General features: G+C 73.4%; 19 protein-coding genes and 1 riboswitch. Of the genes, 11 read left to right on the top strand and 8 right to left on the bottom strand.

Going from position 1 to position 23,282, the window contains the following annotated elements; genetic code table 11:
- Nucleotides 1-92 precede the first annotated feature (92 nt).
- Both ABZ495_RS16255 and ABZ495_RS16250 read right to left on the bottom strand, forming a co-directional pair.
- Nucleotides 93-983, bottom strand: a complete 891-nt coding sequence (locus ABZ495_RS16255) for a TetR/AcrR family transcriptional regulator (RefSeq protein ID WP_329490744.1) — start codon at nucleotides 981-983, stop codon at nucleotides 93-95.
- Between the two features lie 63 nt (nucleotides 984-1,046).
- Entirely contained in the window at nucleotides 1,047-1,559 is a 513-nt protein-coding gene (locus ABZ495_RS16250) for an NUDIX domain-containing protein (protein WP_329490745.1), read from the bottom strand.
- Between the two features lie 75 nt (nucleotides 1,560-1,634).
- Here ABZ495_RS16250 and ABZ495_RS16245 point away from each other — a divergent pair, with 75 nt between their 5' ends.
- Entirely contained in the window at nucleotides 1,635-2,858 is a 1,224-nt protein-coding gene (locus ABZ495_RS16245; RefSeq protein WP_359836442.1) for a serine hydrolase domain-containing protein, read from the top strand.
- A 6-nt stretch (nucleotides 2,859-2,864) separates the two neighbouring features.
- Here ABZ495_RS16245 and ABZ495_RS16240 read toward each other — a convergent pair whose 3' ends face one another.
- Complete coding sequence (locus tag ABZ495_RS16240) at nucleotides 2,865-3,188, bottom strand: nuclear transport factor 2 family protein (RefSeq protein WP_329490747.1); 324 nt, start codon at nucleotides 3,186-3,188, stop codon at nucleotides 2,865-2,867.
- 145 nt (nucleotides 3,189-3,333) lie between these two features.
- Between ABZ495_RS16240 and ABZ495_RS16235 the strand changes: the two genes are divergently transcribed.
- Both ABZ495_RS16235 and ABZ495_RS16230 read left to right on the top strand, forming a co-directional pair.
- The gene (locus ABZ495_RS16235; protein WP_329490748.1) at nucleotides 3,334-3,762 is read left to right on the top strand and encodes a DUF6325 family protein; all 429 of its coding nucleotides are present in this window, start codon (nucleotides 3,334-3,336) and stop codon (nucleotides 3,760-3,762) included.
- Nucleotides 3,763-3,769: 7 nt separating this feature from the next.
- Nucleotides 3,770-4,042, top strand: coding sequence for an SHOCT domain-containing protein (locus ABZ495_RS16230; RefSeq protein WP_359836440.1), 273 nt, complete (start codon nucleotides 3,770-3,772; stop codon nucleotides 4,040-4,042).
- A 156-nt stretch (nucleotides 4,043-4,198) separates the two neighbouring features.
- On the opposite strand, the gene ABZ495_RS16225 is transcribed toward ABZ495_RS16230, so the two are convergent.
- Nucleotides 4,199-5,722 (bottom strand): aldehyde dehydrogenase family protein, encoded by a 1,524-nt coding sequence (locus ABZ495_RS16225; RefSeq protein WP_359836437.1) that lies wholly within the window; start codon nucleotides 5,720-5,722, stop codon nucleotides 4,199-4,201.
- Nucleotides 5,723-6,015: 293 nt separating this feature from the next.
- On the bottom strand, nucleotides 6,016-6,963 hold the full coding sequence (locus ABZ495_RS16220; RefSeq protein WP_359836436.1) for a terpene cyclase: 948 nt from the start codon (nucleotides 6,961-6,963) through the stop codon (nucleotides 6,016-6,018).
- A gap of 291 nt (nucleotides 6,964-7,254) precedes the next feature.
- Between ABZ495_RS16220 and ABZ495_RS16215 the strand changes: the two genes are divergently transcribed.
- Together ABZ495_RS16215 and ABZ495_RS16210 are read left to right on the top strand one after the other, a co-directional pair.
- Complete coding sequence (locus ABZ495_RS16215; protein WP_329490752.1) at nucleotides 7,255-10,245, top strand: AAA family ATPase; 2,991 nt, start codon at nucleotides 7,255-7,257, stop codon at nucleotides 10,243-10,245.
- 366 nt (nucleotides 10,246-10,611) lie between these two features.
- Nucleotides 10,612-11,694 (top strand): aldose epimerase family protein, encoded by a 1,083-nt coding sequence (locus ABZ495_RS16210; RefSeq protein ID WP_359836433.1) that lies wholly within the window; start codon nucleotides 10,612-10,614, stop codon nucleotides 11,692-11,694.
- A gap of 127 nt (nucleotides 11,695-11,821) precedes the next feature.
- Here ABZ495_RS16210 and ABZ495_RS16205 read toward each other — a convergent pair whose 3' ends face one another.
- Nucleotides 11,822-12,328 carry a GNAT family N-acetyltransferase gene (locus tag ABZ495_RS16205; protein ID WP_359806857.1) on the bottom strand — a complete coding sequence of 169 codons (507 nt, stop codon included), beginning with the start codon at nucleotides 12,326-12,328 and terminating at the stop codon, nucleotides 11,822-11,824.
- A gap of 308 nt (nucleotides 12,329-12,636) precedes the next feature.
- On the opposite strand from ABZ495_RS16205, the gene ABZ495_RS16200 reads away from it, so the two are divergent.
- From ABZ495_RS16200 to ABZ495_RS16180, 5 genes are all read left to right on the top strand, one after another.
- Nucleotides 12,637-13,914, top strand: a complete 1,278-nt coding sequence (locus ABZ495_RS16200; RefSeq protein WP_359806855.1) for an extracellular solute-binding protein — start codon at nucleotides 12,637-12,639, stop codon at nucleotides 13,912-13,914.
- A 109-nt stretch (nucleotides 13,915-14,023) separates the two neighbouring features.
- On the top strand, nucleotides 14,024-15,025 hold the full coding sequence (locus ABZ495_RS16195) for a sugar ABC transporter permease (protein ID WP_359806852.1): 1,002 nt from the start codon (nucleotides 14,024-14,026) through the stop codon (nucleotides 15,023-15,025).
- Between the two features lie 39 nt (nucleotides 15,026-15,064).
- The gene (locus tag ABZ495_RS16190) at nucleotides 15,065-15,973 is read left to right on the top strand and encodes a carbohydrate ABC transporter permease (protein WP_329490757.1); all 909 of its coding nucleotides are present in this window, start codon (nucleotides 15,065-15,067) and stop codon (nucleotides 15,971-15,973) included.
- 41 nt (nucleotides 15,974-16,014) lie between these two features.
- Nucleotides 16,015-17,721 (top strand): glycoside hydrolase family 13 protein, encoded by a 1,707-nt coding sequence (locus tag ABZ495_RS16185; RefSeq protein WP_359836431.1) that lies wholly within the window; start codon nucleotides 16,015-16,017, stop codon nucleotides 17,719-17,721.
- A gap of 25 nt (nucleotides 17,722-17,746) precedes the next feature.
- The gene (locus ABZ495_RS16180; protein ID WP_359836429.1) at nucleotides 17,747-18,766 is read left to right on the top strand and encodes a LacI family DNA-binding transcriptional regulator; all 1,020 of its coding nucleotides are present in this window, start codon (nucleotides 17,747-17,749) and stop codon (nucleotides 18,764-18,766) included.
- 59 nt (nucleotides 18,767-18,825) lie between these two features.
- On the opposite strand, the gene ABZ495_RS16175 is transcribed toward ABZ495_RS16180, so the two are convergent.
- Together ABZ495_RS16175 and ABZ495_RS16170 are read right to left on the bottom strand one after the other, a co-directional pair.
- On the bottom strand, nucleotides 18,826-19,026 hold the full coding sequence (locus ABZ495_RS16175; protein ID WP_329490760.1) for a hypothetical protein: 201 nt from the start codon (nucleotides 19,024-19,026) through the stop codon (nucleotides 18,826-18,828).
- 179 nt (nucleotides 19,027-19,205) lie between these two features.
- Complete coding sequence (locus ABZ495_RS16170; protein WP_359806842.1) at nucleotides 19,206-20,507, bottom strand: transglycosylase family protein; 1,302 nt, start codon at nucleotides 20,505-20,507, stop codon at nucleotides 19,206-19,208.
- Nucleotides 20,494-20,652, bottom strand: a riboswitch (cyclic di-AMP (ydaO/yuaA leader). It overlaps the preceding gene by 14 nt.
- Before the next feature lie 392 nt (nucleotides 20,653-21,044).
- Between ABZ495_RS16170 and ABZ495_RS16165 the strand changes: the two genes are divergently transcribed.
- Nucleotides 21,045-23,141, top strand: a complete 2,097-nt coding sequence (locus ABZ495_RS16165; RefSeq protein ID WP_359836427.1) for a hypothetical protein — start codon at nucleotides 21,045-21,047, stop codon at nucleotides 23,139-23,141.
- Nucleotides 23,142-23,282: the final 141 nt, after the last annotated feature.

Here is a 23,282-nt window from a genome sequence, read left to right as displayed (position 1 = left end):
CGGATCCGGGCGCGCTCCTGACCGGCGCGGCGTCAGATCCGTGCCCATTCCTATCAGAGGCCGCCGCTGTGGCAGAACCGGCGTCCGCCGGTTCAGTTCGCGGGCTCGACCGCCAGCGCGGCGACCGCGTCCGCGATGCCGGGAACGGCGAACAGGCCCGCGAGTTCGCGCACCAGCCGCCCGGCCGGGCCGGCGGGGCGCTCGGCGGCGAAGAAGCCGGCGAGTTCGGCGGCCAGCGCGGGCTCCCGGGCGGCGGTCAGCGTCAGGGCCGCGACGAACTCCTGGACCAGGTGCAGCTGCAGCTCCTCCAGCGGCACCGAGCGCTCGCCCAGCCACTCCAGCGAGGTGATCTCGGCGTTGGCGATCCAGGCGCGGACGGTCAGCCGCAGGCCCGGACTCGGCGAGGGGACCGCCAGGTGGCTCAGGATCTGGTCGTGCGCGGCCCGCCGGACTTCGTCGATCACCGCCGACGTCCCGGCGCTGGCCGCCACCGAGCCGCCGCGAAGCAGCGCGGCGAAGCCGGGACCGTGGCTCTGCACGAAGTCCAGGTAGCGGCCCATCACCCGGTACAGCCGCTCGGAGAGCGGGCCGTCGGCGGGCTCCTCGAAGCGGCCGGCCAGCTCGCGGCCGGCCCGGCGCAGCGACTCCTCGTACAGCGCCTGCTTGCCGGGGAAGTAGTGGTAGACCAGCGGGCGGGAGGCGCCGGCGGCGGCCGCGATGTCGTCGATCGACACCTCCTCGGGCGGGCGCCGGCTGAAGAGGTCCAGGGCGACGGCGATCAGCTGCTCGCGCCGCTCGTCCACGCTGAGCCGCCGGCGCGGGCGCTCGCCGCCCTTCCCGGCCGGTGCGCCGGCGGCGGTGCCGCCGGGTGCCGCGAGGTCCGGGGTCGCGCCGTCCGGGGCGCCGGTGCGGCCGGCGGCCCGGCCGCTGCTCCGGGCGGTGCGCGGGGACGTGGGCGCCGCCGACGGCGTACGGGAAGCCATGGGCGTCACCCTATCCGGCCCGGGCGACCGCCGTGGATCTTGTCCGGTGGCCGGGAACCGGGCCTACCGCGCCGGGTGCCGCTCCCGGTAGCGGCGGTACGCCTCCAGGCCGTCCGGCACGAACGCGTCGGCCGCCAGCCGGGCGTCCAGCTCCTCCGGGGTCAGCCAGGCGTGCCAGGCGACCTCGGACTCCTGCGGCGCGACCGGGCCGTCCCAGCGCGCCTCGTACAGGTCGCACCACCAGGAGAGCCCCTCCTGCCGGAAGAGGAACTTGAACAGCGGGCGCGGCTCGATCCCGCTGACGCCGAGCTCCTCCTCGGCCTCGCGGACGGCGGCACTCGCGTACGTCTCGCCGGCGCCGACCACGCCGCCGACGAACATGTCGTGGAAACCGGGCGCGAACAGCTTGGTGTCGGTCCGCCGGTGCACGAAGATCCGCCCGGTCCGGTCGCGGACCAGGATGAACACGCAGCGGTGGGTCAGCCCCCGCCGGTACACCTCCCCGCGCGGGGCGGTCCCGATCACCCGGTCGTGCTCGTCGACGACGTCCAGCAGTTCATCCGCAGGGTTGGTCATGACGGACAGGTTAGGGTTTCCGGGCCCGGTTCGAACGCGGGCACGACAGGATTCGGACGACTCCGGGGGCGCGCGGTGACGGAGATCTGGGGCGAGACGGCCGAGGGCTTCGAGCCCGTACGGGAGGCCTTCTCGCGCAACTTCCAGGAGTACGGCGAGCTCGGCGCGGCGTTCGCGCTGTACGTGCGCGGGCGCAAGGTGGTCGACCTGTGGGGCGGCGACGCCCGGCCCGAGGTCGGTGGCCGGCCCGCGCCGGCCGTGCCGTGGACGGCGGACACCGCGCAGGTGCTGCGCTCGGTCACCAAGGGCCTGACCGCGACCACGGCGCTGCTGCTCGCCGAGCGCGGGCAGCTCGACCTGGACGCGCCGGTGGTCTCGTACTGGCCGGAGTTCGGCGCGGCGGGCAAGGGCGCGGTGCCGGTGCGCTGGCTGCTCTCGCACCAGGCCGGGGTGCCGGCGCTGGACGTGCCGCTGCGGCTGGAGGACGTGCTCACCTGGGAGCGGGCGGTCGCGGCCGTGGCCGCGCAGGCGCCGGCCTGGGAGCCCGGCACCGCGCACGGCTACCACCCGTACACCTTCGGCTGGCTGGTCGGCGAGGTGGTCCGCCGGGTCAGCGGGCGCACGGTCGGCCAGTACTTCGCCGAGGAGATCGCCCGGCCGCTCGGCCTCGACCTGTGGATCGGGCTGCCGGCCGGCGCCGCGCCGCGGGTCGGCCGGCTGGTCGACCTGCCCGCCCCGGAGGCCGCCCGGACCGGCCCGAGCGGGCTGCGGCTGCGCCCCAAGCAGGTGGTCCGGGACGCCTACCAGGACCCGGCCTCGCTGACCGCCCGGGCGTTCGCCTCGGTGCGGCCCGGGGTGGACCTCAACGACCCGGCGGTGCAGGCCGCCGAGATCCCCGGGGCGGGCGGGATCGGCACCGCGCGGGCGCTGGCCCGGTTCTACGCGGCGCTCGTCGGCGCGGCCGACCGGGAGGGCGGGGCGCCGGGCACGGTGCCGGGACCGTTGCTGGGGCCGGAGGTGCTGGCCCGCGCGGCCGGGCCGGTGGTCAGCGGGCCGGACCGGGTACTGATCGTCAACTCGACGTTCGGCCTCGGCTTCTTCCGGCACGGCCCGACCGCGCTGATGGCCTCGCCGGCGAGCTTCGGCCACCCGGGCCGGGGCGGCTCGCTCGGCTTCGCCGACCCGGAGCTCGGCCTCGGGTTCGGCTACGTCACCAACGGCATGCAGCCCGGGGTGACGGGAGACGTCCGCTCCCGCCGGCTGATCCACGCGGTGCGCGGCTGCCTCGGGCTGTCCTGAGCGGCGTCAGGCCTGGCCGGTCTCGAAGCGGCTGATCCGGTTGCCGTCGACGACGAAGCGCCAGGCGGTGCGCATCTCGCCCCAGGTCTCGTTGCTGTAGTTGGCGATCAGCGCGCGGCCGCCGTCCGACTCGGACTGGACGTCCATGTGGCCGCGGCTGGTGAAGATCTCACGGTCGATCCAGTCCGCCAGGTCACGGTCGGCGCCGTCGTCGGACATCGTGGCGTCCTCGGTGAGCAGGGCCGTGAAGGCCGCGCGGTCGTTGGCGTTGATCGCGGCGACGGCGGCCCGGACGGTCGGGTCGGAGAGCTTGGCGATGGCGATGGTCACGGTTTCTCCCAGGGTGAAGGGGGACGGGTCTCCTGTCTAAGGCGTCCGCCGGGCGTGTCCGGGCATGTCGGCGGCGCGTCGGTGATTTTCGGTACTCATGTGCTTTGATCCCGATATGGGTGATTTGCTCGCGGAAGGGAGTCCCATGGGTCCGGCCGAACTGCTCGTCCTGGCGTTCCCCCGGCAGACCATCACCGTCGAGGCGGCCACCGTGCTCGGCAAGCTGCGCACCGGGGGCGACATCCGGGTGGTCGACTCGCTGGTGGTCACCCGGCACGTGGACGGGGAGGCGACGTACGGCGAGCTCGCCGACTACGAGGACCTGCGCGGCATCGTCCCGGACGGGCACGCCGACCTGCCGCTGATCGGGCCCGAGGACGCGCAGGAGGCGGCCGAACTGCTGGTGCCGGGCACGGTGGCGCTGCTGGTGCTGATCGAGCACGTCTGGGCGCGGGAGGCCGCCGAGGCCCTGAGCGCCGTCGGCGGGCGGATCGCCTCGGGCGTCCGGATCCCGCCCGAGCACATCGACGAGGCCGTCCGCGCCGCCGAGGCGCACCGCGCGGCCGGGAAGTGAGGACGCCGTGATCCGATCCCCGGGGCCGATCCGGCCGGTGCGGGTGCAGCGGCCGGTGGGCGCGCCGCTGGTGCGCGGACCGGTGCTGGGCGCCGCGGCCGGCCGGTCGCCGGGCGGGCCGGTGGCCGAGGGCGCCGGACCGGTGGACGAGCCGGTGAACCAGCCGGCGGTCGGGCCGCAGATCGCGGGCATGCTTTTCGACCTGGGCCGGCTGACCCGGCAGGGCCTGCTCACCCCCGAGGAGTTCGCGACCGCGAAGGCGCGGCTGCTCGACGGGTGAGCTCGGGAGAACCGCGGTGCGGCGCCTCGCAGGGGCGCCGCACCGCGGACCACGGGGAGTGGTGGCGGAGTGGGAAGTCGGCCGGTCCGACGTCCCGCTCCGCCTTTCGCGTCCGTCGGGAGCGCCCGGTGCCCGGCCGGGCGTCCGGCGCCCGGCCTAGAAGAAGCCCAGGGCGTCCGGGGAGTAGCTGACCAGCAGGTTCTTGGTCTGCTGGTAGTGCTCCAGCACGGCCTTGTGGTTCTCCCGGCCGATGCCGGAGTTCTTGTAGCCGCCGAACGCCGCGTGCGCGGGGTAGAGGTGGTAGCAGTTGGTCCAGACCCGCCCGGCCTGGATCGCCCGCCCGGCCCGGTAGGCGGTGGCGCCGTCCCGGCTCCAGACGCCCGCGCCGAGGCCGTACGGGGTGTCGTTGGCCTGGGCGATGCCGTCGTCGAAGTCCTCGAAGCGGGTGACCGAGAGGACCGGGCCGAAGATCTCCTCCTGGAAGATCCGCATGCTGTTCACGCCCTCGAAGACGGTGGGCGTCACGTAGTAGCCGCCGGCCAGCGAACCGCCGAGGTCGGCCCGCTCGCCACCGGTCAGCACCTTGGCCCCCTCGGCCTGGCCGATCTCGATGTAGGAGAGGATCTTCTTCAGCTGGTCGTCGCTGGCCTGCGCGCCGACCTGGGTCGCGGTGTCCAGCGGGTCGCCCTGGCGGATCGCCCGCACCCGCTCCAGGCCGTCGGAGAGCAGGCGGTCGTAGACGTCGGACTGGATCAGCGCCCGGCTCGGGCAGGTGCAGACCTCGCCCTGGTTGAGGGCGAACATCGCGAAGCCCTCCAGGGTCTTGTCGTAGAAGGCGTCCTGCTCGGCCGCGACGTCCGCGAAGAACAGGTTGGGGCTCTTGCCGCCGAGCTCCAGCGAGACCGGGATCAGATTACCGCTGGCGTACTGGGAGATGAGCCGGCCGGTGGTGGTCTCGCCGGTGAAGGCTATCTTCCGGATCCGGGGGCTGGAGGCCAGCGGGCGGCCGGCCTCCAGGCCGAAGCCGTTGACCACGTTGAGCACGCCGGGCGGCAGCAGGTCCGCGGTGAGCTCGACCAGCAGCAGGATCGAGGCCGGGGTCTGCTCGGCGGGCTTGAGCACCACCGCGTTGCCGGCCGCCAGCGCCGGGGCGAGCTTCCAGACCGCCATCAGGATCGGGAAGTTCCACGGGATGATCTGGCCGACCACGCCCAGCGGCTCGTGGAAGTGGTACGCCACGGTGTCCTCGTCCAGCTGGGAGAGGCCGCCCTCCTGAGCGCGCAGCGCGCCCGCGAAGTAGCGCAGGTGGTCGACGGCCAGCGGCAGGTCGGCGGCCAGCGTCTCGCGCACCGGCTTGCCGTTGTCCCAGGTCTCCGCGACCGCCAGCTCCTCCAGGTGGTCGGCGATCCGGTCGGCCATCCGCAGCAGCACCTGGGCGCGTTCGGCGGGCGGGGTGCGGCCCCAGGCCGGGGCGGCGGCGTGGGCGGCGTCGAGCGCGGCCTCGATGTCCTCGGCGGTGCCGCGGGCGACCTCGGTGAAGACCTCCCCGGTGACCGGGCTGGGGTTCTCGAAGTACTCGCCGCGGACCGGCGGCGTCCAGCGGCCGCCGATCCAGTGCTCGTAGCGGGGCCGGTAGGCGACGATGCTTCCGGGCTGACCCGGGGGCAGGTAGACCGTCATGTGCTGGGTGCCTCCTCGCGCTGTCGGGGCACCGCCGCGGCACGCGGGCCGGGCGGTGCGCCGGGCCGCACCGGCGGCCCGGCGCAGGGGTGCGGCCGTGCACGCGGGCGGGGCGCCGCCGGGGCGCCCGCCGCTGGGCGTGTCGGACACGCCCTGGCACCCTAGCCGCGGACGGCGCCCCGCGGCTACCGTCCGTACGGGAGGGGTCCACGGAGGGTGCGCGTTCCGGCCGATTCCCGCCACGGCCGGGGCCCGGCGTTCGGGACCGCCCGGCCGGCGCGGGGCGGTCCGGTTCAGGCGGACTGGTACCGGCCGGTGCGCGACTCCCAACTGAGGTAGCCAGCCAGCCAGGTGACCAGGCCGTCGGCGTACCGCCCGGCGATCGCCCGCTCCACCCGGGCCAGGCCCAGCTCCCGGAAGACGTCAGGGAGTTGGGCATGCAGCTGGCGGCAGCGCTCGACCATCAGCTGGGCCTCGGCCATCACCACGGCGCAGGCCTCCTCGGCCGAGCAGCGGCGCTCCCGCTGCACGATCATCACCAGGTTGTTGACGTCGCCGCGCGGGGCCTCCAGGGGGAAGGACCGGACGTCGTTGCTGAGCGAGGGGATGTCGGCGGCGAGCTGGCGCAGTTGACGCAGGACCGGGTGGTGGAGCACGGCGGCGGGCACCTCGAAGTTGCCGAGCCGCTCCACCATGTCGAAGATCGTCTCCATCGCGGCGGTGCCCCGCCTGAGCACCAGGTACCCGTCGCGGTCCGGCGGGCGCGCGGAGATCCGTCCGGCGGCCTCGGCCGGGTGACTGGCCAGGTACCACTCCCAGTTGTAGGCCGCGCGGGCCTGCCAGCGGGCGGGCATGCCGCGCACGCTGCGGTCCCAGAGGTCCGCGAACGCCGTCTCGACGGGGGAGGAGGCATCGGGGCGCGCGCCGTGCAGGACGGCGATCAGCCGCTCGCAGATCGGGGCGACCTCGGTGGGGCGCCGGCCCAGCGGGCCGTCGAACTGGTCGTCGAAGAGGAAGTAGAAGCCCATCAGGTCTGCGGCCAGGGCGAGTTCGTCCGGCCCCGAGTCCGGGTAGCCGAGGGCGGCGAGGTCGACCACGTCCCAGTGGGCGTAGGAGGGGTGTGCCGGATCCGGGAGCAGCGGATGCCGGGTCAGCCAGGCGCGGTGCAGCTCGGCGGCGTGCGGGCCGTGCGGACTGCGGCGGTGCGGGAACGGAATCTGAAGTGAGGCGTCGTCAGACATCGGACTCCCGGTGCGGCGGAGGGTGGGGGCGCTGGCGGTACTCATGCTGATTGTGGGGGAGTTGGTGCGTCGGGTTTCCATCGGGGGGTCCCACAAGGAAGATCAACTCGATGGGAATGCCGTAGAGTATCGGATGCAATGATCGGACGTTAGGGATATAGGGCAATTGCCCTTGGCAAGCCGTCCGAACCCTCAATCTCGGCCCCAGCCTGCGCGAATGCTGCGCAACGCGCCCCCAGCGGCGCTAATCTCGGCTCCACGGGCAGGGAACGGTGAGGCGGAGGCGCGACGGTGACCGAGCAGCGACACGAACTTCGGGCGGAGGCGGCCGGCGCGGAGAAGCAGGACGCGGACGCCCTGTCACCCCGGGTCAGGCTGCGCGACCGCGACGCCGAACTCCGTTCGGCCGAAGCCGCGGTGGAGAAGCTCTGCCGGGAGTTCGCGGCCGGCGGCACCGAGATCGGCGAGCTACTCACGTTCTCCGGCCGGCCCGGCATCGGCAAGACCAGCCTGCTCCACGAGGTCCGCCGGATCGCCAAGCTCCGCGAGGGCGCCACGGTGCTCTTCGCCCGCGGCGGCGAGCGCCAGTTCAACGAGCCGTACCACGTCTTGCGCCAGCTGCTCCAGCCCGTCCTCGGCGACCTCGCCCCCGACGAGTTCCGGCAGGTGATGGGCACCTGGGAAGAGGTCGTCGGACCGGCCATGGGCCTCAAGCAGCCGAAGAGCGGGGCCCGCCGACTCGATCCGCAGGGCGTGCGCGACGGCCTCGACTACGTCCTCACCCAGCTCGCCCCGCGGCGCGCCCCGCTGGTGATGATCGTCGACGACCTGCACTGGGCCGACCTCGAATCGCTCGGCTGGCTCACCCAGTTCGCCGTCCGGGCCCGCGAGTTGCCCGTCCTGCTGGTCTTCGCCTACCGGGAGGACGCCGCCGACTGGCAGCCCGAGGCCCAGGACCAGCGGTGCGCCGTCACCGGGCTCGCCACCCGCCGGCACGAGCTCAGCAGGCTCTCGCTGGTCTCCGTCACCGACATGATCCGCGCCGAGTTCGGGGCGAAGGCCGAGGACTCCTTCTGCTACGAGTTCTGGAACGTCGTCAACGGCAATCCCTACGAGGCCGTCGCCCTGCTCGACCAGGTCCGCGACCAGGCGCTCGAACCGGTCGAGGAGAACTCCCAGCAACTGCGCGAACTCGCCGTCGACGCCACCGGGATGACCCTCAAGCGCTGGCTGGACCGGCTCGGCGCGACCACCCTGCGGTTCGCCTGGGCCGCCGCGATGCTCGGCACCGACATCCGGCCCGAGCTCGCGGCCCGGATCTCCACCCAGAGCGCCGAGGGCTCCCGCGAATCCATCAAGCAGCTGCGCCGCCAGCGCGTCCTCACCCAGACGCCCAACGGGAACCTGGAGTTCGTCCACCCGCTGATCGGCAGCTCGATCTACAACACCATGCCGGAGTCCACCCGCACCGGCATGCACGGCGTGGCCGCCGCCGAGATCGAGAACGCCGGACTCGGCCTGCTCGCGGCCTCCCGCCACCTGGTGGAGACCTTCCCCGGCGAGGGCGACGACCGCACCGTCCGCAAGCTGCGCCGGGCCGCGCAGGAGCACCTGATGATCGGCGCGCCCGAGGCCGCCCAGCGCTGCCTGCACCGCGCGCTCGCCGAGCCGCCGGACGACGAGGACCGCGCCGAGGTGCTCTACGAGCTCGGCTGCTCCGCCCTGCTGACCGACCCCGGCGCGACCGTCAACCAGCTGCGGCTCGCGCTCGACCCCGAGGAGGGCCCGCTGCGCCCCGCGCTGCGGGTGGACGCCACCTTCCGGCTCTCGGAGGTCCTCGCGCACAGCGGCCAGCTCGGCGAGGCCGCGCGGGTCTGCCAGGAGGAGGCCGAGCAGACGGTCGGCGACCCGGCCGGTCGGCTCCGGCTGGAGGCCGCCTCGTTCATGTGGCACGCCTACCGCAAGTCCGAGGAGGACGGGCCGGGCCGCTCGGAACGGCTGGGCGCGCTCTGCCGCAGCCTCACCGGCCGCGAGGCCGCCGACCGGGCGGTCCTCGCGTTGCGCGCCTGGGACCTCACCCTGCGCGGCGAGCCCTCCGCCGAGGTGCTGCGCCACGCGGACCAGGTGCTCGACCAGGGCCGGCTGCCCAAGGGCCTCGGCTGGACCGACAACACCTGGGGCTTCGAACTGCCCGCCACGCTCGGTCTCTCGTACACCTACAGCGACCGCATCGCGCAGGCCGAGCGGCTCTTCGGGGACGCCATCGTCCAGTTCGAGGTGGCCGGCTGGAGCGGCGCGCACCGCGGCTTCGCGTACTTCCTGATGGGCCTGGCCCGGTTCCGCCGGGGCCTGCTCGCCGAGGCCGAGGACTTCCTGCGCCGCGCGCTGCGGCTCTCCGAGCGGATCGGCCCCAAGCTGCCGCTCGCCTGGGACGCGGTCGGCGTCCTGGTGGACACCCTGATCGCCCGCGGCCGGATCAACGAGGCCTGGGAGCTCGCCAGCGGCTTCGGGTTCAGCCCGCCGTACCACGAGACCGCGATGGTGCTGCCGGACGCGGCCTCGCTCTACGGCAAGCTGCTGCTCGCCAAGGGCCGCAACGCCGGGGCCGCCGCCGCGCTCACCCAGGCCGGTGCCCAACTGGACGCCCGGGGCTGGCACAACACCGTCTGGGCGCCCTGGGCCGGCCACCTCGCCATCGCGCTCGCGCAGGACGAACCTGACAGCGCCCGCGCCTACGCGGAGCGGTCCGTCCGCGACGCCCGCCGCTTCGGCACCGCCTCGGCGATCGGGACCGCGCTGCGGCTGCACGCCCAGATCGAGGACGGCCAGCAGGCGGTGGAGCTGCTGGAGCAGGCCGTGCGCCACCTCGGCCAGTCGCCCGCCGGGTACGAGCACGCCGTCGCCCTGGTGGAGCTCGGTGCCGCGCTGCGCCGGGTCGGCCGGCTGGAGGACGCCCAGGAGTACCTGTACCAGGGCATCGAACTGGCCCAGCACTGCGCCGCCGACGGCCTGGTCGAGCAGGCCCGCCGCGAGCTGGCCAACTACGGCCTGCGGCCCAACCGGCTGGCGGACGTCCGGGAGATCCTCAGCCAGCCCGAGTGGGACGTCGCCCGGCTCGCCGTCCGCGGATTGCCGGCCCAGCGGATCGCCGAGGAGCTCGGCGTCCACCTGAGCCTGGTCAACCGGCGGCTGGCGGCCGTCTACCGCAAGGCGGGCAGCGGGCCGGACGGCCTGGCTTCCGCCCTCGGCATGCCGCCCGAGCAGCCCGGCAGTGCGGACTAGCCCGGCGGCACGGACCAGTACGGCACCAGGGACCAGTACGGCACCAGGGACCAGTACGGCACCAGGGATCAGCACGACAGGACGATCCGGCACGACAGGACGAACCAGCCCGGCGGTACGGGCCGACGCGGCGCCTCGGGGAGCGGCGGGTCGGACCGGTACCCCGGGGCGGTGCGCGCGACGCGGCGGAGCGTCGGAGCGGCGCGCGAGGGACCGGTGGACGGCAGTGGGACAACGGCGCGCGGGGGCGACATGAGCGCCCTCGCCACCGGCCCGCTGACTAGGCTGGCCCACGGGGCTGCGGGCCCCGGACGGACCCGGTACCAGGGGCCGCGGCACGCCGCGGCCGTCAGTGAGGAGCACGACATGTCGACGCCCCCGGCGAACGGCTCGCAGCCGACCAGCGTGCGGCACGAACCCCTCGAACCCGCGGGCGCAGGCGCCGCGATCGAGCGCTGGACCCTACGGGCCGGCCCGTACGAGGCGAGCGTGCTGACCCTCGGCGCCACCCTGCACACCCTGAGCGGCCCCGACCGGGCCGGCCGGACCGGGCAACTGCTGCTCTCCTCCGACCGGTTGGCCGAGATCCTCGGCCCGGCCCGGCACTACGGCACCGTCGTCGGCCGCTACGCCAACCGCATCGACGGCAGCAAGGTCACCATCGACGGGGAGGAGCACCCGCTCGCCCCGACCGGCGGCGGCATGACCCTGCACGGCGGCCCGGACGGCTTCGCCCACCGGATGTGGGAGGCCGAGGAACTGCCCACCGGTGTCCGGCTGCACCTGCACAGCCCCGACGGCGACCAGGGGTTCCCCGGCGCGCTCGACGTCACCGTCGACTACACACTGACCTCCGCCGGCGAGCTGACGATCGCCTACCGCGCCGTCACCGGCCGGCCGACCGTGATCAACCTGACCAACCACGCGTACTTCAACCTCGCCGGCGAGGGCAACGGGGACATCCTCGGCCACCTGCTCACCCTCGACTCCGACGCCTACACCCCGGCCGACGAGCGCCAGATCCCCTACGGCCGCACCGAGCCGGTGGCCGGGACGCCGTTCGACTTCACCGTCGCCCGGCCGATCGGCAAGTCGGTGCACGACGAGCACCCGCAGCTGACCGGTCCCGGCGGCTACGACCACAACTGGGTGCTGCGCCCGCGTCCGGCCGACGGCACCCCCGCCCGGGCGGCGCTGCTGGAGGAGCCGGTCGGCGGCCGCACGCTGGAGGTACTGACCACCGAGCCGGGGCTGCAGGTCTACACGGCCAACAAGTTCCAGGGCGCGGTGACCGGTGCGAGCGGCGTCCCGTACGGGCCGTTCGCCGGGATCGCGCTGGAGACCCAGCACTTCCCGGACTCCCCGCACCACCCGGACTTCCCCAGCACCGAGCTGCGGCCGGGGGAGGAGTTCCGCTCGACGACCGTGCTGCGCCTCGGCGTGAGCTGAGCCGGCCCGGTGGCGGCGCGGGGCCTGGGGCGGTCCCCCGGACCCCGGGTCGGCCCCTGACCCCCTAGCCGCGCCTCTCGCCCCCCGGAGCCCGGCCGGCCGCGCCATGAGCCGGCCGGCCGGGCCGTCAGCGTGCCGGGAGCTCCCGGCGCATGCAGAGCCGGGGCCAGCGGTCCAGGCCGTGCTCGGCCTCCCGGCGGCGGATCTCCCGCAGGCCGGGGGTGATCTCGCCGTCGGCGAGCGGCCGGAAGCCGCAGCGCGCGTAGTAGGGCGCGTTCCACGGCACGTCGGCGAAGGTGGTGAGGGTCAGCGCGGGCGCGTCGGTGCCCGCCGCGAGGTGCTCGATCAGCGCCCGCCCGATCCCCCGCCGCGCGTGGCCGGGGTGGACCGAGACCTGTTCGACGTGCAGGGCGCCGTCCACCGGCTCGGCCAGCAGGTACGCGACGGGTGTTCCCCCGGCGCCGGGCGCGACCAGCGCGACGCCCTCGTCCAGGTAGCGGGCGAGTTCCTGCGGGGTGGGCGGCTCGTCCTCGGCGATCTCCGGCATCCCGATGGCGGCGAACGGCGCCCCGGCGGCCCGTTCCAGTGCGCACAGCAGCGGCAGGTCTTCTCGCGTGGCGGCTCGGATCAGCATCCGTCCAGTCTGCTGCAAGGGCCTTGCCGCAACCCAGCGTATTTTCCGACGGTCGGTTAACGGGGCGAACCGGACATAAGGATTCAGGATCTTCGCCTGTCAACTACCGTGCGGCTACGTCCAGGACACGTGGGCGTAACGATCGGCGATTCTTGCAGAAACTTGCTGCAAGGGCTTTCGGTGACGATTGCGCCGCTGTTAACTTCCTTCCCGAGCCCGACCGCGGTAACGGTGCGGTCGGGACGAGGCAGCCATTATGCGCCTGTCTCACACATCTCGGGCACCCCCACCCCTCCCAAGGAGTTCTCATGCGGCGTGGCATCGCGGCCTCTGCCCTCGTTGTGGCCCTCGCGGTCTCGATGGCTGCCTGTGGCAGCAGCGGCTCCAGCTCGGACGGCAAGGCCGACGGGCCGGTCACCCTCACGTACTGGGACACGTCCAACGCGACCAACGAGGCGCCGAACTACCAGGAACTCGCCAAGAAGTTCGAGGCTGCCAACCCGAACGTCAAGGTCGACTTCGTCAACGTGCCGTTCGACCAGGCGCAGAACAAGCTCCAGACCGCCATGGGGGCCAAGGGCGCGCCGGACGTCTTCCGCGCCGAGGTCGGCTGGACCGCGGCCTTCGCGAAGGCCGGCTACCTGGAGCCCCTCGACGGCACCCCGGCCGCCGTCGACTCCGCCGCCTTCCAGCCCACCCTGGTCCAGCAGGCCAAGTACGGGGGCAAGATCTACGGCATCCCGCTGGTCACCGACACCCTGGGCCTGCTCTACAACAAGGAGCTCTTCACCAAGGCCGGCATCACCGCCGCGCCGAAGACCTGGGACGAGCTGAAGACCGCCGCCGCCACCGTCAAGGAGAAGGCCGGCGTGGACGGCTTCTGGCTGAAGGCCGCCGACGGCTACTACGCGATGCCGTTCCTGTTCGGCGAGGGCACCGACACCGTCGACGCCGCCGGCAAGAAGATCACCGTCACCTCGCCCGAGGCCGTCAAGGGCATCGAGACCTACAAGTCGATGTTCACCTCGCCGGGCACCGCCAAGGCCGACGTCACCACCGACGCCTACGCGCACATGATGGACGCCTTCAACAGCGGCAAGGTCGCGGCGATCATCCAGGGCCCCTGGGAGATCACCAACATCTACAAGGGCTCCGCGTTCGCCGACAAGACCAACCTCGGCATCGCCGCCGTCCCGGCCGGCTCCAGCGGCAAGTCCGGCGCCCCCACCGGCGGCCACAACATCTCGGTCTACGCGGGCGCCGACAAGGCCCACAAGGCCGCCGCGGAGAAGTTCGCCGCCTTCATGACCTCGGCCGAGAGCCAGGCCTTCATCGCGCAGAAGAACTCCACCCTGCCGACCCGCGCCGACGCCTTCACCCCCGAGGTCAAGGCCGACCCCGGCATCGCCGGCTTCCAGGCCGTGCTGGACAGCGCCCGGCCGCGCCCCGAACTGCCGGAGTACAGCTCGCTGTTCGCCTCGCTCGGCACCAACCTCGGCAAGGTGGTCCAGGGCACCTCCACCCAGGACGGCCTGAACACCGTCGCCACCGACTACGCCAAGCTCCTCCCGGGCTTCGCCAAGTAGTCACCCGGCCGTCCGGCCCGCCGCCACCTCCCGGCGGGCCGGACGGCCAGACCCTTAGCAGCAGTCGCCGAAGCGAGGCGGCGGACCTCCTCCGAGAAGGTGTCGAACAATGTCAGTCGCCGTGCAGGGCGCCACCGGCCAGGGCAGCCGGGAGCGCGATCCGCGTCCGGGCCTGATGGAGCGCCTCAAGCGCTCGTACGCCAAGCACTGGTACGCCTACGCGATGATCGCGCCGGTCGTGCTGGTGCTGGGCGTGCTGGTGATCTACCCGCTGGTCCAGGGCGTGTGGCTCACCCTCACCGACGCCAACAGCCTCAACTCGGCCCGCACCATCGGCGCCAACGAGATCCCGGCGACCTACCAGTTCGTCGGCTTCGACAACTATGCCGACATCCTCTGGGGCCCCGGCTCGTACGACCGCTTCTGGTCGCACTTCGTCTGGACCATCGCCTGGACCGCGATCTGCGTCGCCCTGCACTACACCCTCGGCCTCGCCCTCGCGCTGCTGCTCAACCAGAAGCTGCGCGGGCGCACCGCCTACCGGCTGCTGCTGATCCTGCCCTGGGCCGTGCCGACCTTCGTCACCGTCTTCTCCTGGCGGCTGATGCTCGCCGACGGCGGCGCCCTGAACAGCGTCCTCGGCTTCCTGCACCTGCCCGAACCCAGCTGGCTCTCCGACCCGTTCGCGCAGAAGGCCGCCGCGATCCTGGTCAACACCTGGGTCGGCGTGCCGTTCATGATGATCTCGCTGCTCGGCGGCCTCCAGTCGATCCCCGCCGAGCTGTACGAGGCCGCGGAGATGGACGGCGCCTCCGCCTGGCAGCGCTTCCGGTACGTCACCCTGCCCGGGCTGCGCTCCGTCTCCTCCACGGTCGTCCTGCTCGGCGTGATCTGGACGTTCAACCAGTTCGCGGTGATCTTCCTGCTGTTCGGCACCGGCGCGCCGGACGCCCAGCTGCTGGTCACCTGGGCGTACTACCTCGGGTTCGGCCAGCAGCCGCGGGACTACGCGCAGTCCGCCGCCTACGGCGTCATCCTGCTCTCCATCCTGATCGTCTTCACCACCTTCTACCGGCGCTGGTTGGCCCGCAACGAGCAGGCCAACGGCTGACGCCCCGTACCCCAGCGACCCACGAAGGCAGGTAGCACGATGAGTACCACCACCGAACGACCCCGCGTCGCCGCCACCGCGGCGAGCGCCCCCGCCACCGCCGGGAAGGTACGGCCCCGCGGCCGGAAGTCCCCGCTCGCCACCGCGCTCTCGCACGGCGCGCTGATCACGGCCAGCCTGATCGCGCTCTTCCCGGTGCTGTGGATCCTGTACGTCTCGCTCGGCCCGGGCAAGACGGACTACCTCCACCCCGGCGACATCCTCGACAAGATGACGCTGTCGAACTACACGACGGTGCTGAACGACACCGACTTCTTCACCTGGTTCGGCAACTCGCTGATCGTCGCCGGCGTCACCACCGTGATCGGCGTGATGTTCGCCGCCACCACCGGCTACGCCGTCTCCCGGATGCGCTTCCCCGGGCACCGGCCGCTGATGTGGTCGCTGCTGGTGACGCAGATGTTCCCGATCGCCGTGCTGATCGTGCCGATGTACACGATCATGTCGACGCTCGGCCTGCTGGACACCCACCTCGGCCTGGTCCTGGTGTACTCCACCACCACCGTCCCGTACTGCGCCTGGCTGCTCAAGGGCTACTTCGACACCATCCCGGTGGAGATCGACGAGGCCGGCCGGGTCGACGGGCTGAGCCCGATCGGCACCTTCTGGCGGCTGATCCTGCCGCTCGCCCGCCCGGGCCTGGCGGTGGCCGCGTTCTACTCGTTCCTCACGTACTGGGCCGAGGTGCCCTTCGCGTCGACCTTCATGCTCAGCTCCGACAACTACACGCTCTCGGTGGGCCTGCAGACCTTCGTGAGCGAGCACGACTCGCAGTGGAACCTGATGGCCGCGACCGCGGTGATGATCGCGATCCCGTCCGCGCTCTTCTTCTACCTGGTGCAGCGTCACCTGGTGACCGGCCTGACCGCCGGCGCCTCGAAGTCCTGACCTGCCACCCGCTCACCACTAGTCCCCAAGGGATACCGTCCATGACCCAGAACCTGGCCGACACCTCCCGGCCCGCCGCCGACGCCACCGCCCACGAGGCAAGCACCGGCGCGTCCAGAGGCTGGTGGCGGGATGCGGTCATCTACCAGGTGTACCCGCGCAGTTTCGCCGACTCCAACGGCGACGGCATGGGCGACCTGCCCGGCATCCGCAGCCGTCTGCCCTACCTGCGCGACCTCGGCGTGGACGCCGTCTGGCTCTCGCCGTTCTACGCCTCCCCGCAGGCCGACGCCGGCTACGACGTGGCCGACTACCGGGCGGTGGACCCGATGTTCGGCACCCTGCTGGACGCCGACGCGCTGATCCGCGACGCGCACGGGCTGGGCCTGCGGATCATCGTGGACCTCGTCCCCAACCACTCCTCCGACCGGCACGAGTGGTTCCAGCGCGCCCTGCGCGAGGGCCCGTCCTCCCCGCTGCGCGAGCGCTACCACTTCCGCCCCGGCAAGGGCGAGAACGGCGAGCTGCCGCCCAACGACTGGGAGTCCATCTTCGGCGGCCCGGCCTGGACCCGCACCGAGAACCCCGACGGCACCCCCGGTGACTGGTACCTGCACCTGTTCGCGCCCGAGCAGCCGGACTTCAACTGGGAGAACGGGGCCGTCGCCGACGAGTTCCGCTCGATCCTGCGGTTCTGGCTGGACATGGGCGTCGACGGATTCCGGATCGACGTCGCCCACGGCCTGGTCAAGGCCCCCGGCCTGCCCGACATCGGCGGCGGCGACCAGCTGAGGCTGCTCGGCAACGACGTCATGCCGTTCTTCGACCAGGACGGCGTGCACGAGATCTACCGCAGCTGGCGGAAGATCCTCGACGAGTACCCGGGGCAGCGGATCGGCGTCGCCGAGGCGTGGACCCCGACCGTCGAGCGCACCGCCAACTACGTGCGCCCCGACGAGCTGCACCAGGCCTTCAACTTCCAGTACCTGGGCACCTCCTGGGACGCCGCCGAGCTGCGCTCGGTGATCGACCTGTCGCTCGACTCGATGCGCCCGGTCGACGCCCCCGCCACCTGGGTGCTCTCGAACCACGACGTCACCCGGCACAGCACCCGGTTCGCCAACCCGCCGGGCCTGGGCACCCAGATCCGCACCCCCGGCGACCGCGCGCTCGGCCTGCGCCGGGCCCGCGCCGCCACCCTGCTGATGCTCGCGCTGCCCGGCTCGGCGTACGTCTACCAGGGCGAGGAGCTCGGCCTGCCGGACGTCACCGACCTGCCCGACGAGGTCCGCCAGGACCCGTCCTTCTTCCGCAAGGCCGGCCAGGACGGCTACCGCGACGGCTGCCGGGTGCCGATCCCGTGGTCCGGTACCGAGGCCCCGTACGGCTTCGGCCCGACCCCCGGCGGCCCCAGCTGGCTGCCGCAGCCGGCCGAGTGGGCCGGGCTCAGCGTCGAGGCGCAGACCGGTGACCCGACGTCGACCCTGGAGCTCTACCGCAGCGCGCTGGCCATCCGCCGGGAGCAGTCCGGGCTGGGCGCCGGCACCGGGGTCGAGTGGCTGGCGAGCCCCGAGGGCACCCTGGTCTTCCGCCGCGGCTCCTTCGTCTGCACGGTGAACACCACCGCCGAGCCGGTGCGGATACCCGCGCCGGGCCGGCTGCTGCTGTCCTCCGCGGCGTCGGAGGCCGCCGACGCCGGCGGCGAAGCGGTCCTCGGACCGGACAGCACCGACTGGTGGGCGGTCTGACGTGGTTGCAATAGGCTCTGGGACCGTGACTACGGCGCGACTATCAGACATCGCGGCGCAGGCGGGGGTCAGCGAAGCCACCGTCTCCCGCGTACTCAACGGCAAGGCGAACGTTTCCGCCGCCACCCGGCAGACCGTGCTGGCGGCGCTGGACGTGCTCGGCTACGAGCGGCCGACCAGGCTGCGCCAGCGCAGTGCGGGACTGATCGGGCTGATCACCCCGGAACTGAGCAACCCGATCTTCCCCGCGCTGGCCCAGGTGATCGAGCAGGTGCTGAGCCGGCACGGGTACACCCCGGTGCTCTGCACCCAGACGCCCGGCGGCTCCACCGAGGACGAACTGGTGGAGATGCTGGTCGACCGGGGCGTGGCGGGCATCGTGTTTGTCTCCGGCCTGCACGCGGACACCACCGCCGACCACGACCGGTACGCCCGGCTGACCGGCCGGCAGGTGCCGTTCGTCCTGATCAACGGCTTCAGCGAGAAGATCGACGCGCCGTTCATCTCGCCGGATGACCGGGCCGCGATGTGGATGGCCGTCCAGCACCTGGCCGAGCTCGGCCACGAGCGGATCGGCCTCGCGGTCGGGCAGAAGCGGTACGTCCCCGTGCTGCGGAAGATCGAGGGCTTCACGGCTGCCCTGCGGGAGGTCCTCGGCCGGACCGAGGAACAGGCCCGGGAGCTCGTCCACCACACGCTGTTCAGCGTGGAGGGCGGGCACGCGGCGGCCGGCGCACTGCTCGACAAGGGCTGTACGGCGATCGTCTGCGGCAGCGACATGATGGCGCTCGGGGCGATCCGCGCGGTGCGCCAGCGGGGGCTGTCCGTGCCGCAGGACGTCTCGGTGGTCGGGTTCGACGACTCGCCGCTGATAGCTTTCACCGAGCCGCCGCTGACCACCATCCGCCAGCCGGTCGAGGCGATGGCCACCGCCGCCGTCGACGCCCTGCTGGAGGAGGTCGGCGCGAACGCCGCCCAGCGCGGTGAGTTCATGTTCCAGCCGGAGCTGGTGATGCGCGGTTCCACGGGCGCCCGCGCCCGCTGAGACGACGACCGGGGCCCCGGAGGACGATCCAGTCCTCCGGGGCCCCGTCCTGTCCGCCCTCAGCCCTCCTGCGCGGTCGGGCGCTGCTGTCCGGTCCGCTGCCCGTCGGCGGCCTCGCCGGTCCGGCTCTCGGTGCGCCGCCCCCGGGCGAGGTAGTCGCGCAGGATCAGCTCCACGGCGTCCTGCGGGTTCCTGGTGCCGGAGAGCATCATCGCGTCGATCGCGAGATTGGCGTCGAGCGTGACGGTGACCTGGGCCATGTGACTCCTCCTCGGGTGCAGAGCAGCAGCATGCCCGCCGGGCCCGGGTTCGGCCATGCCCGGGCCCGGGCCCGGGCCGTCCCGCGCGCGGGCGTGCCGGAGCCCCCGGGGAGGAGCGACCAGACTCTCCCCGGGGGCTGCGGCGGGTGGCGCGGACCGCGTGCGGACCGCGGGCGGGATCAGACCCGGCCGGCGAAGTCCGGGGCCCAGTTGGCGATGGTCTGGGTCCGCACGCCCACGCTCGGGTTGGCGGCCTCGACGTACTTGCCGTCGCCGATGTAGAGCGCGACGTGGTAGACGCCCGAGTCCTGGCCGTTGTTGGACCAGAACAGCAGGTCGCCGGCCTTGAGGGCGTCCAGCGAGACGTGGGTGCTGGCGGCGGCCTGGTCGGCGGCGACCCGCGGGACGGAGACGCCCGCGGCGCGCAGTGCGGCCTGGGTCAGGCCGGAGCAGTCCCAACCGCCGTTGCCGGTGCCGCCGTAGACGTAGGCCTGGCCGACCTTCGACTGGGCGAAGGAGACCGCGGCGGCCATGCTGCCGGTGGCGGCCTGGGCCGGCGCCTCGGCCGACGCCTGGGCGGCGGGCTTGGCGGCCGGAGCCTGGGTCTGCGCGGCCGGCTTGGTGGCGGTCGCGGTGGAGCCGTCGGCCTTGCCGGTGGCGCCCGAGGAGCGGTTGAACCAGTCGAAGCCCTGGCCGGACTCGTCCGAGGCCCGGGTCTTCGCGCGGTCGCCCAGGCTCAGGTGCTGGCCCGGGTAGATGACGTGCGGGCCGTCGCCGAGGGTGCCGCGGTTGAGCTCGTAGAGCCGCTCCCAGCCGCCCTGGACGTTGTTCTTGTCGGCGATCGAGGAGAGCCAGTCGCCCGCGACCACGGTGTAGTCGGAGGAGGCCTGCGCGTCCTGACGGTACTGCTGCCAGTTCCGGCCCTGCGACTGCTGGGCGGAGTCGGCGGCCGGGGTCTCGGCGGCCTTCGGGGCGGCCTTGGGCGCGGCCGGCTTGGCGGCGGGGGCGGGGGTCTGCGCCGGGGCCGGGGTGGCCTTCGGGGCGGCCGGCTTGGCGGCGGTCGCGGTGTCGACGGCGGCCGGGGTGCCGCCCTTGGTCAGACCGGCCTGGACGGAGCAGACGGGCCAGGCGCCGGGGCCCTGGACGGCGAGCACCTTCTCGGCGACCGCGATCTGCTGGTCCTTGGTTGCGAGGTCGGCACGCGCGGCGTAGCTGGTGCCGCCGAACGCCGCCCAGGTGGAGTTGGTGAACTGGAGGCCGCCGTAGAAACCGTTGCCGGTGTTGATGCTCCAGTTGCCGGTGCTCTCGCACTGGGCGACCTTGTCCCAGGTGGCGACGGAGGCGGCCGAGGCGGAGCCGGCGGTGAGGCAGGGGACGGTGAGGCCGATGCCGACGACGCCGAGGGTGGCGATCGCTCGGCGGGTGCGGCCGGACAGGCGGGTGCCGTTGGTGGGCAGCATGGTGACGCGGTCCTCTCCCACGCCTGCGAGGTGAGCTGTCGGATTCGGGCTGGAGTTGCCCGGCCGCGCTGTGGACGCGGCTTCACCCCTAGCCCCGAACCGGTACGAACCGGTCCCGGGCGACTTACCTGTGGTTCCCCCGCTCCTGCCGTGGTGCGTTCTGCGCTGCCAGCGCACCCGACGGCAGGACTCGGCGTTGCGGGTGGGCTGGGTCCGTGTGGCCACGAACGGGGAGCACGTTAAGCAGACTTAAGTTCATACCGCAAACATGTGTGACGGTCATCACAGTTTATGAGGAGCGTGCTGAATGGCTGTCCACCATGATCAGAAATGACCGATTTCGAGCAACGCCCGTCGGAGTCACGGCAACTGCCTATGCTTCAGGGCATCAGGACCGACGCGGCCGTCTGGGGGGAGGGCTTCGCAGCGATGGCGATGGACGAGGGTCCGGAGGCCGGCGCGCCGGCCGAGCGGCCGCGTGGAACGCACCGCCGGGCAAAACACCGCAGAGCGGACATCCCGCCCGCCGAGCCCCGAACTCCCCTGCCCCGGCGGACGATGCTGCGCTGGCTCGCCGTCGGCACGGTCTTCGCGGCGGTCGGCGGCGAGGAGGCACTGCGGCGCTCCCTGGACGGCCGCTCCGCGCCCGTCGCCGCCGCGGAGGACCCCGCCACGGGGCCGGGAGCGGCCGACCCGGCCGCGGAGCACCGGCACGGCGCCCCCGCCGAGGGGACGGGCGCGCCCGGGCAGCCCACCGCCGGAGCCGCCCCCGCACCCACCCCCGACCAGGGCGGCCGCCCCTGGTCGGACCCGGCCGGCTGGGGCGGCCGGGTACCCGGACCGCAGAGCGCCGTCCGGATCACCGACCGGGTGCTGCTCGACACCGACGCCGCGATCGGCTCGCTGCTGGTCGAGCCGGGCGGTGCGCTCACCTTCGCCGCCGACCGCAGCCTCACCCTCGCCGCCGCGGGCAACGTCGAGATCCGCGGCACCCTCGCGCTCGCCCCCGAGGGCGCCGCCGTGCACACCGTGCGCTTCCCCGCCGTCGACGAGCGGCGCTTCCGGGGGGACGGCATGAAGGTGGTCGACACCGACGTCGGCCTCTGGGTCACCGGCGCCGGGTACCTGCGGCTGGACGGCGCGGCCAAGACCGCCTGGGTACGCGCTGACCGGGCGCTCGAGGCGGGCGACACCACCGTCAGCCTGGCCGCGCCGCCCACCGGTTGGCTGCCCGGCGACGAACTGGCCGTCACCCCGACCGGCCCGCCCGGCGAGGACGGCTTCTCCACCCGCTACGACCTCGCCGTCGTCCGGTCCGTCAGCGGATCCACCGTCACCCTGGAGGCGCCGCTGACGTACGCGCACCCCCGGGTCGGCGCCGGAGGGGGCGTCACGGTCGGCGCCGAGGTGCTCAACCTGACCCGCAGCGTGCGGATCGAGGGCACCGCCGAGGGCCGCGCCCACGTCCACCTCACCACCTCCCGCCGGGCCGACCTGCGGCACGCGGCGCTGCGCTGGGTCGGCCCGCGCACCGACACCGCGGAGTCCTGGAAGGGCCCGGACGGCAGCGCCCCGGTGACCGCCCCGGTGCTCGGCCGGTACGGGCTGCACTTCCACATGCTGGGCGACACCACCCGGGGTACCGTCGTCGAGGGCCTGGTGGTCCGCGACGCGGGGAGCCACGCCTTCGTCCCGCACGCCAGCCACGGCATCACCTTCCGCAGCTGCATCAGCCACGACACCTGGGAGGACGCCTACTGGTGGGACGGCCCGCCGGACACCCGCACCCCGCAGCAGCCCTCCGACGACATCGTCTACGAGTCCTGCGTCGCCTCCCGCACGCGGCTGGAGCCCAACCCGCGGGCCTACCGGCTGACCGGCTTCAACCTCGGCGCCGGCACCGGTGGCAAGGCGCTGGACTGCGTGGCCGTCGGCGTCCAGGGGGCCGACGGCGCCTCCGGCTTCGAGTGGCCGGAGAACAGCGAGGGGGTCTGGACGTTCCAGCGCTGCCTGGCCCACAACAACCTGCGGGACGGCATCTTCGTCTGGCTGAACGCCCAGCAGCACCACGTGGTCACCGAGTTCGCGGCCTACCACAACGGCGGGTGGGGCATCGAGCACGGCGCCTACCTCAACGACTTCGACTACACCGCGAGCGTGCTGTACGGCAATGGCGGCGGGGGAGTGGCGCTGCACTCGCTCGGCCGGGACAAGGGGACCCTCTTTGACGGCCTGCTGATCGACGCCGCCGGGCAGAGCGACTACGGCGTCTCCACCGCACGCCACGAACTCGCCGGGGAGGCGGTCACCTTCAGCCGCAGCCGGTTCACCGGCCACCGCCGGGCCGGGATCGCCTTCCGGGCCACCCCGGACGGCAAGCCGGACGACATCCTCGTCCTGGACTGCGAGTTCGACGGCAACGAGCTCTGGATGGACCCGGAGTCCGCGCCGCCGAAGAACATCCTGCTGCGCCGGGCGGGGCAGACCGAGGTGCTCCAGGTGCGCAAGGCGGACGGTGGCGGCGGGCGGTCGCCGTGGAACGCCACCGGCGTGCCGGTGGCCGCCTTCGCCGCGCAGTCCCGGCCGGTGCAGCTCCCGGCGCTGCGGCTCAAGGACGCGGCGGCGGCCACCGGCCGGGTGGGCGGGCGGACCTGAGGCGGGCCTGAGGCCGGCCGGGGCCCGCCGGGGCCCGCACCGACGCGCCGCGGACCGGTACGGCGCGGGCCCGTACGGAGAGGGGCCGGTGCGGCGGGGACACGTACGGCGGGGGGTACGGCGAGGGCCCGGAGCGGGTGC

Origin of the sequence: Kitasatospora sp. NPDC005748, assembly GCF_040630735.1 — a bacterium.
GTDB lineage: Bacteria > Actinomycetota > Actinomycetes > Streptomycetales > Streptomycetaceae > Kitasatospora.
This window is presented reverse-complemented; position numbering and strand designations above follow the sequence as displayed.